Source organism: Cytobacillus sp. (assembly GCF_032154635.1).
Taxonomy (GTDB): Bacteria; Bacillota; Bacilli; order Bacillales; family Cytobacillaceae; genus Cytobacillus.
Map to the genome: position 1 here is coordinate 1 of NZ_JALDXW010000077.1, position 8,827 is coordinate 8,827.

8 protein-coding genes are annotated in these 8,827 nt (G+C 36.7%); 2 read left to right on the forward strand and 6 right to left on the reverse strand.

The genetic code is table 11. The features are described 5' to 3' along the window. The 3 genes from RUH74_RS23795 to ltaS form a co-directional block, all read right to left on the reverse strand. A partial coding sequence (locus RUH74_RS23795; RefSeq protein ID WP_313805282.1) for a GDP-mannose 4,6-dehydratase occupies window positions 1-151 on the reverse strand: 151 nt, incomplete at its 3' end. Further along, window positions 148-888: a sugar phosphate nucleotidyltransferase gene (locus tag RUH74_RS23800; protein ID WP_313805273.1), complete on the reverse strand. Its 741-nt coding sequence runs from the start codon at window positions 886-888 to the stop codon at window positions 148-150. The genes RUH74_RS23800 and RUH74_RS23795, both read right to left, overlap by 4 nt. A gap of 492 nt (window positions 889-1,380) precedes the next feature. Continuing rightward, the gene (gene ltaS, locus RUH74_RS23805) at window positions 1,381-3,315 is read right to left on the reverse strand and encodes a lipoteichoic acid synthase (RefSeq protein ID WP_313805283.1); all 1,935 of its coding nucleotides are present in this window, start codon (window positions 3,313-3,315) and stop codon (window positions 1,381-1,383) included. 321 nt (window positions 3,316-3,636) lie between these two features. Here ltaS and RUH74_RS23810 point away from each other — a divergent pair, with 321 nt between their 5' ends. Then, window positions 3,637-3,822, forward strand: coding sequence for a hypothetical protein (locus RUH74_RS23810; protein ID WP_313805275.1), 186 nt, complete (start codon window positions 3,637-3,639; stop codon window positions 3,820-3,822). 111 nt (window positions 3,823-3,933) lie between these two features. Further along, on the forward strand, window positions 3,934-4,983 hold the full coding sequence (locus RUH74_RS23815) for a M42 family metallopeptidase (RefSeq protein ID WP_313805277.1): 1,050 nt from the start codon (window positions 3,934-3,936) through the stop codon (window positions 4,981-4,983). Between the two features lie 36 nt (window positions 4,984-5,019). Here RUH74_RS23815 and selB read toward each other — a convergent pair whose 3' ends face one another. The 3 genes from selB to RUH74_RS23830 form a co-directional block, all read right to left on the reverse strand. Next, window positions 5,020-6,906, reverse strand: coding sequence for a selenocysteine-specific translation elongation factor (gene selB, locus RUH74_RS23820; protein WP_313805278.1), 1,887 nt, complete (start codon window positions 6,904-6,906; stop codon window positions 5,020-5,022). Window positions 6,907-6,981: 75 nt separating this feature from the next. Then, entirely contained in the window at window positions 6,982-7,710 is a 729-nt protein-coding gene (locus RUH74_RS23825; protein ID WP_313805279.1) for a YwaF family protein, read from the reverse strand. A 15-nt stretch (window positions 7,711-7,725) separates the two neighbouring features. Beyond that, entirely contained in the window at window positions 7,726-8,406 is a 681-nt protein-coding gene (locus RUH74_RS23830; protein WP_313805281.1) for a Dph6-related ATP pyrophosphatase, read from the reverse strand. Between the last annotated feature and the right edge of the window lie 421 nt (window positions 8,407-8,827).

Sequence of the window (8,827 nt, forward strand, 5' to 3'; positions counted from 1 at the left end):
ATTTTTCAAATCGTTTAATGGCATCTATATTACTTGCATAGGTAAGCGAATCAACATTTGTAATATAGTAATTTGAATGCTTCAGCATATAAGAAATAAAATTCGCTCCGATAAAGCCAGCTCCGCCTGTAATTAGGAGGTGGTTGTTCATATATCGTTCTCCCCTATCGGGTTAGTGTTTACATATTGAAAAGCTTTAAAAAGTGATTCATGAGTTCCAGCATCAATCCACCAGCCTTTTAATATATCAAATTCAAGTTGTTTATTTTTAATGTACATATTGTTTACATCTGTAATTTCTAGTTCGTTTCTGTCTGAGGGCCTTGCAGCATCAATATACCGAAAAACCTCATGATCATACATATAAATCCCAGTTACACAAAAGGAAGAAGGCGGGTGATCAGGTTTTTCAATGATGGAGAGAATTAATTTATTTATCGGGTCGATATGTGGCACCCCATATCTGGTCGGGTCCATGACTTCTTTCAGCAGGACTCTTGCACCAGCTCTTTGTTCTTTAAATGTATGAACATAAGGTGTTAATGAATCCTCAAAAATATTATCGCCCAGAATAACAATAAACTTTTCTTTATTTATAAAATGGCGCGCACCTAATAAAGCGTCTGCTATCCCCCCACCTACATTCCGCTGAATTTGATAGTGCAGCTCTACATTAAGGTTTTCCCCGAAACCCAATATCTCAATAAAAGAAAAAATATCTTTAGGATTAGTTATAATTAAAATTTCATTAATCCCTGCTTCCCTTAATTTCAAAATGGGCCAATAAATCATTGGATACTTGCCAACAGGCAACAGATGTTTATTAAATACTTGAGTAAAGGGTTTTAAACGAGAACCAGAGCCGCCAGCAAGAATAACCCCTTTCAATAAAGAAACACCCCTTTCATCGTATGTTCAAGAGGTTTAAAACCTCATTTAAACTATGCCATCGTATAAGCAATATCTATATACTATATGTAAGATATCTTCTTTTGATATTCTTCATCCTCAGCCTATAGCAATGCAAAGATCCACAATGGGGAGGTTCCGATCCTATGAGAATTGTGAAATTTTCCCAAGTGGTACCTACACTCCAAGAAAGGTTAGTTGAGGGAGAGTACATGAGGATGAATGAAAATCCCACTTGAAGAATAAGGAAGAACTTTACGGCATAAGAAAAGCACCTCCTTAAATCGATATCATTAACCAAGAGGTGCAGCGCTGTTTTTATTTGTTGATGGATAACCCATTGAGGAAAGAATAGTTCTGCTTCCTGAGAACGATCTACCTGACAACCATATATTTACAGAAAAGGCATATGATCGACACTTTGACCCTTAAAAGAAAAAAAGGAGTGAAAATCATCTTCACTCCTCTCCCTTATTGCTGTGTGCCAAGCCCGTTTCTTTCTTCCTTAATCGGAATTTCTTTCTTTATATATTGATAATCATTACGATCTATCGGTTCATAGCCTTCTGGCTTATAGAAACGAAGCAAGTCTTTGTAGACAATTTCATCTGACATTTGCAGCTCGGTACTTGCCTTCTCAGCTAATGGCTCGCACCCAGCTCCTTCTACTAGCTCTCCAGTTTCAGTCGAATAACATTTTTCTCCTATCTGGGAAACCTCTGGAGAGATAAAATCTCCATTTCGGAATGGAACAACCTCACGATGGTTATCTGATAATAGGTCCGATCCTATTGTCAAATAATCCTTCGTATCAATGCCTAATAAATGCATGACCGTTGGCTGAATATCAACCTGGCCGCCAATTTTATTTACTAAGCCCCCATCCACCCCTGGTACGTGAATAAAAACTGGGACTCGCTGAAGCATAGCATTATCAAATGGGGTAATTTCTTTTCCGATAATTTCTTCCATTGCCTTGTTATGGTTTTCAGAAATCCCATAATGATCCCCATATAAAACAATGACCGTATTATCGTATAATCCCGATGTCTTCAAATCATTAAAGAATTGCTCTAATGCTTGGTCCATGTAATTTGCTGATTGGAAATACTGGTTGACAACATTATCATCCGTTTCTGCTGCAGGGAAATCTGTATCCCCTTCATCCATTTTAAATGGGAAGTGATTGGACAATGTAATAAATTTTGTATAGAAAGGCTGTGGCAGACTTTCTAGCAATGGCATGGATTCAGCAAAAAATGGTTTATCTTTTAATCCATAATTCTTTGTATTTTCGTCTGTCATATTATAATATTCAGCATCAAAAAACTCATCGTATCCTAAAGAGCGGTACATTTCATTACGGTTCCAGAAAGTTTTATAGTTTCCATGGAATGCAGCAGATTTGTATCCAAGAGATTTTAAGATGGCTGGTGACGCTTGATACGTATTTTGGGCTTTGTTAACATAAACCGCACCTTGCGACATCGGATATAACGAGTTATCCATAATAAACTCTGCATCAGATGTCTTCCCTTGACCCGTTTGGTTAACAATATTATTGAAGTAAAAAGTTTTCCCATCATGAGCCAATGAGTTCAAGAAAGGAGTAACCTCTTGTCCATTTAACTGGTAATCAATCATAAATGTTTGCAATGACTCCATTGAAACATAAATGACATTCATCCCCTTCGCTTTCCCAAAGTATTCAGGTTTTGGCGCAGCATGATTTGCCTTAATATAGTTTTCAACTTCTGTAATATCATTGGAATCTGCTAAAGCTCTTTGGCTCGCCGAACGTGCATTCTGAATCACATCATACACTGAGAAGTTGTATGCACCTAAATATTTAACAAGATAATTTCTGTCAAATGAACGAGTTAATAGCTCCGGACGATCCTTCTCAGCAAGTCCTAGATTCAGCATAAATGTTGCTACCGCTGCGAGGATGACAACTGCTCCTGGTTTTCTGCTTACTAGCTTTCCTGGTTTGTACCATTTTTTCGCTATAAAAAATATGAGCAAAATCGTATCCGTAAAGTAGAAAATATCAAATGGAGACATTAAAGATAATGCACTTTCTCCCAATTGCCCCCCATTTACTTTCGTTTGCATAACGACCGGGACGGTAATAAAGTCGTTAAAAAAGCGATAATACGCAATATTTGCATACAATACAAATGAAAGCAAAAAGTTCATTATGATTAATAATGTTGATTGAATTTTGCCTTTAAATAACAAGGCAATACCAAAGAATAAAAGAGCGGAACTTAAAGGATTAATAAATAATAAAAACTCCTGCATTTTATTATCTATTCCTAAATTAAATTCTATTCGATAAGCAGCATACGTTTTAAGCCAAAACAAAATAACAACCAAAAAGAAAATGGGCATATTTCCTTTCATTTTTTCTTTTATTGATAAAAATAGTTTTTTCAAAATTCACACCTCACACAATTAAAAAATCAGAAAAACTTAGCAAGCGCTAAGTTTACATAATTTTTCTATTGATTATCAAAATTTATAAGGGAGTTGAACGATGTTATTTAATATATCATAGAATATCGCGATTGAAAACTAAAAACCATGACAAAATTTAAGCCAATTCTCCCCTATATCCAACAAAAATGGACAATATCCCCTAAATTTCTTTTAGTTCCTATGGACAATAGAGGAAGCAAGTCTTCCCCCTCCTTCATAAAGTATAGAGAAGGGAGGGACACAAATATGCAACTATTAATCTTACTTTATTTAGCTTCTATCTTGTCAGGATTCGCATTAATAAATGTGCCAACATCTGCAATCATTACACCAGGAATTGCAAATGTTTTCGATATTGTTGGAGGAATTGCAATTGTTGTATTCTCACTTGCTTTATTATACCACGGGATTAAATCACTCATAAAGAAATAACCTATTCTTGAGAGACCCCACATAAGGTCTCTCTTTGTTTTTATTTCATATGCGGCTGGAAAGAATTATAATAATAAATGGACAAATAATCTTAAGAGAGGAGATTTACATATGGCACACACAAATACCGAAGAAACACTTCAGCTTTTGAAAGAATTAGTTTCTATACCAAGCCCTTCAGGAAATACGACAAAAGTGATTTCATTTGTAGAAAAATACTTGAGCGAATTACATGTAGAAACATTCCGAAACCGTAAAGGTGGATTAATGGCAACAATCCGTGGAAAAAATGACCAAAAACACAGGCTGCTTACAGCACATGTGGATACACTTGGCGCCATCGTTAAGGAAATAAAACCTAGTGGCAGGCTAAAACTTGATCTGATTGGCGGCTTTAAGTACAACTCTATTGAAGGCGAATATTGCGAAATTGAAACATCTGAAGGAAAGAAGTATACGGGAACGATATTAATGCACCAAACATCTGTACATGTCTATAAGGATGCTGGAAAAGCAGAAAGAAATCAGGAAAATATGGAAGTGCGTATCGATGAGATCGTTCATAGCGCCGAAGACGTACGAGCGCTAGGGATTGAGGTCGGCGATTTTGTTTCCTTTGACCCAAGAGTCCAGCTTACACCTTCTGGATATATTAAATCGCGCCATCTTGATGATAAAGCAAGTGTAGCGATATTATTGCAACTTATTAAACAAATAAAATCAGAAAACATTGAGCTTCCCTATACCACCCATTTTCTTATTTCAAACAATGAAGAAATCGGCTACGGCGGGAATTCTAACATTACTCCTGAAACGGTTGAATATTTAGCAGTAGATATGGGAGCCATGGGCGATGGACAAGCAACTGATGAATATACTGTTTCAATCTGTGTTAAGGATGCCAGCGGACCATACCATTATGAGCTAAGAAAAAAATTAGTGCAGCTTGCAAAGGATCATCAGATTAACTATAAGCTTGATATTTACCCCTACTATGGCTCAGATGCTTCGGCGGCTATCCGTGCAGGACATGACATCGTTCATGGGTTGATCGGCCCAGGGATTGATTCATCCCATGCTTTTGAGAGAACACATAAAAAATCAATTGAGAATACAGCTAGATTGCTTTTCCATTATGTACAGTCTGAAATGGTTTTATAAAATACAACAAAGCCTCTATAACTAGAGGCTTTGTTATTACCTTTCTATCCATATCCTTTTATTTTCGACTCTTTTTGTTAACCTCATTGCATCCAATCGTTCCAAAAATGGAATCATGTATTTACGTGAAAGATCAAGGACTCCTTTTGCATCACCAACCTCAAATGAAGGACCAGTGCTGTTTTTCAACCGTTCGATCGCATCTCTAAAATGGTCATTATGCCAATAGTATTGATCATCAAGTGGGGTAATCTCTTTTTCTTCAACTAAAAATCTCATAATGTCAGCCACTAGCTGATTGGGTATGCCAGCTTTTGTAAAATAGTCGCTAATATATTTCACTTTTAGCCCATCATTTTTCAGTTGTTCAAGTAAACTATCCGTTCTTTTTTTCCAATTTGAAGGAATATGAGGCTTAAAATCATGAAGATGAATGAATTGTCCCCTCTTCCCAAAAATAGATAATTCAATTGCTTTTTCCAAAACATATTCCAGAAGTTGTTTCGGGTACATCGTTTGCATAGGTTGTAATAGGGCTGCTTTATTTTCTCCATGCTTCATCGGATAATCATTATGAAAATCCTTCAAGCGGTCATAAAATTCCTCTTCTAAATAGTTCTTTATTGAGGATAAAGTATATTCCTTCCCATTATAGAAAAGAAACTCTTCATCCTCACTTAAAATGGGCACTAATTCTGATTCATCAAGTGAGGTTCTTGTTATTAATTCTGTTAGCGTTAAACTTTTTGCTTCAGATATTGCTGCCATCATTCTTTCCTTCGGGCTGCCTTCTTTTTTCTTTGCTAATTCTTCAACTGTTTTATGGCCAAAGCGATATTTCTCTCCTTTTGGATCGATAACCCAGCCGCCTCCAATCGTTTCTTGCGGACTAGGACGTCTTAAAATAAAGCGATCACCACGTTTGGTGACAATCTCCTTATCTAACCTTATTTGACAAAGAATTTCACTGTTTTCATCCTTAATCTCATTCCTATCAAAAAGGACAATTCGTCCCATCACTTCTGCAGTACCGATATGGCATTTAATCGGCATTCTTTGTTTAACCATATAGTCTAGATCACCGGCGACCTTCAACGCAACATCAATGGTCCTTGTAATAATAAAATGCTCTGAAGACACAAGGACATCACCTCGTTCGATATCATCCTTTGAGATACCGGAAAGATTGATTGCTACTCTCTGACCAGCAAATGCATGTACAGCAGTCTGATGATGAACTTGAAGCTGCCTTGCACGCGTTTCTAGCTCTTTTGGCATAACCATTAGCGCTTGTCCTTCTTCTACTGACCCCTCGTAAACAGTTCCTCTTACAACTGTACCTTGTCCTTTAATAGTAAAGACCTGGTCAATTGGCAAGCGAAAAGCTCCTCTAGCATCTCTTGTTTCCTGTAATTTGAGTGTATTAGTAATCAAATTTTTGAGTTCGTTTATCCCGTTTAAAGAAAGACTATCCACTAGGATAAATGGCGACTGTTCAAATACAGTTCCTTTTAATTCTTCTAAAATATCGTCCTTCACTAAATCGATAAATTCTTCCTCAACACGGTCAATTTTTGTAATAGCTACGATTCCATTCTGAATACCTAACAATCCTAAAATATGTAAATGCTCCCTTGTCTGAGGCATTACCCCTTCATCAGCTGCAACAACAAGGACAACTAAATCTATCCCAGCCACACCAGCAATCATTTGGCGAATAAACCGTTCATGACCTGGTACATCTACAACTGAAATTTGAATCTCCTCATCTTCATAAAGGGGTGCAAACCCAAGCTCAATTGATATTTGCCGTTCTTTCTCCTCCTTTAATCGATCGGTATCCACATTGGTCAAAGCTTTTGTTAACGTCGTTTTTCCATGATCGATATGTCCAGCCATACCAATTGTAAAAAACCTTTTCATCGCTGCCACCTACTCCTGCTTTACTATTGTATCTTTCACATTATCTTTAATATAAGAATAATTCAATCCTTCTGGTTATTTGTCATATAATTTTCTAGAAGTACGAATATGCCAAGCAAATGGAATGAGCAGAAGGAAAAATAAGAACAAAGCAACTGCTTCTAATGTCAATATATAATAAGGAAAAGGGCCAAAATAATCTAATAACGAACCATTGTTTGGTTTATGAGCAAGAAACATATAATTTCCGCCTGTAAATTTATTTACTGTATATGCAACCCCAGCACTCCCATTTAAGAATAAAAATGAAGTGAGCAAGCCTTTTTTTGTCGGTTTATACGTATGAACGAACACGAAATAAAGACAAGTCCAAATGATTAACATATGAGTAATGAAAAATTGAAAATATCGGAAATGCGGAAACCCCAAAAATAATTCTGGTGTTAAAATTGCCATAAAGGCACCTGTAATTCCAATAAAATAGACAACCTGAAAAATCACTCTCGCTTTTGTTACTAATAAAATTAAACATAGAATGAGACTAACAGAACAAAGCTGAAGCGGGAGCGTGAATGATATATTCCAATAATCATCTTTAAATAACCAAAAATGATACATGAATTCTAATAAGAATAGAACAAAAAACATGACACCTCTTGCCGTTTTATCATATTTCCTCAAAAAATCCCGTGCCTTAAAAAGAAATATAGACCCGCAAATAAAAATAGCAATCATTAATAAATGAGATATTGAAAAGGCTTCAAAAGGAAAAAGGTCATATTGATGGCCAAATAATTTGTTCATATATGTAAGACCCTCTTATTCTTTTGGAATAAGTTTCATTTTTTGATATTCATATTTTTGTGTTGTTTCGAAATGAATGATTTCTGGCTGTTCAAGCTCAATTTTTGCTTGAAATAATGGACCATCTGAAACAAATGTATGGTATTCGCCTGATTCCCCCATCGGACAACAATTTATTTTCATAATATCATGAATGAATGCAGAATCTAGCTGTCTGCCAAGCCATGTTTCATCAAGGATATCTTCACGGATCCGAATAACAGTCGCCTGATACCCCGATTGAAGAAAGGTATTTAGAAGATGGAGAGCATCCTCTTTTCTTCCCCATAATGGGTATATTGATTCAAGTGAAGTATCGTTTGCCAATTTTTCTCCCCACTCCCTGTGCTCTTCTAAATACAAGTCCCCAAAGGCTATTCCATCCAAGTGATAATCTTGTTTAAAATTCTTCAAAGCATGGACATAGCTACTTGTATAATTCTCAAGATTGCAGGAGATAAATTCTACTGGTATACCTAAAGCTTCCGCTTGAAGCTTAACTAATTCAAGCTTTTCTCCATGTCCAAAGGTTCGACCTATTTCGATCGGAACCGTTGTGATTAAGCAGACAACCTCCGCCCCATGTTTAGTCAATACGTCCAGTGCCAAACAGCTATCCTTTCCGCCACTCCAAGATAAAGCTACACGTTTCTTCATATTCGATCATCCTTTACCCGCTTTTTTCATTCATTCTATCACATCTAAGGGCAGCAACCTGTAAAAAGAGGAGAGAGCGTTCTACTACAAACGATCTATTTTTGTTGGGGACTTCATTCTCTTGATGAACGACTGGTTTCAGGTTTTTTACCTTTTTCGGGACTTCATTCCCTTGATGAACGACTGGTCCAGAGCTTTTCCTCCTCATTCGGGACTTCATTGCCTTAATGAACGACTACGCTCAGGTTGTTCCACCTTTTTCGGGACTTCATTCCCTTAATGAACGACTACGCTCAGGTTGTTCCACCTTTTTCGGGACTTCATTCCCCTAATGAACGACTGGTCTAGAGCTTTTCCACCTCATTTGGGACTTCATTCCCTTAATGAACGACTACGCTCAGGTTGTTCCACCTTTTTCGGG

What these genes read in the sequence shown, in the direction of transcription:
- ltaS (WP_313805283.1), bottom strand. Translation starts at nt 3,315, where the DNA reads ATGAAAGGAAATATGCCCATTTTCTTTTTGGTTGTTATTTTGTTTTGG.
- RUH74_RS23810 (WP_313805275.1), top strand. Translation starts at nt 3,637, where the DNA reads ATGCAACTATTAATCTTACTTTATTTAGCTTCTATCTTGTCAGGATTC.
- RUH74_RS23815 (WP_313805277.1), top strand. Translation starts at nt 3,934, where the DNA reads ATGGCACACACAAATACCGAAGAAACACTTCAGCTTTTGAAAGAATTA.
- selB (WP_313805278.1), bottom strand. Translation starts at nt 6,906, where the DNA reads ATGAAAAGGTTTTTTACAATTGGTATGGCTGGACATATCGATCATGGA.
- RUH74_RS23825 (WP_313805279.1), bottom strand. Translation starts at nt 7,710, where the DNA reads ATGAACAAATTATTTGGCCATCAATATGACCTTTTTCCTTTTGAAGCC.
- RUH74_RS23830 (WP_313805281.1), bottom strand. Translation starts at nt 8,406, where the DNA reads ATGAAGAAACGTGTAGCTTTATCTTGGAGTGGCGGAAAGGATAGCTGT.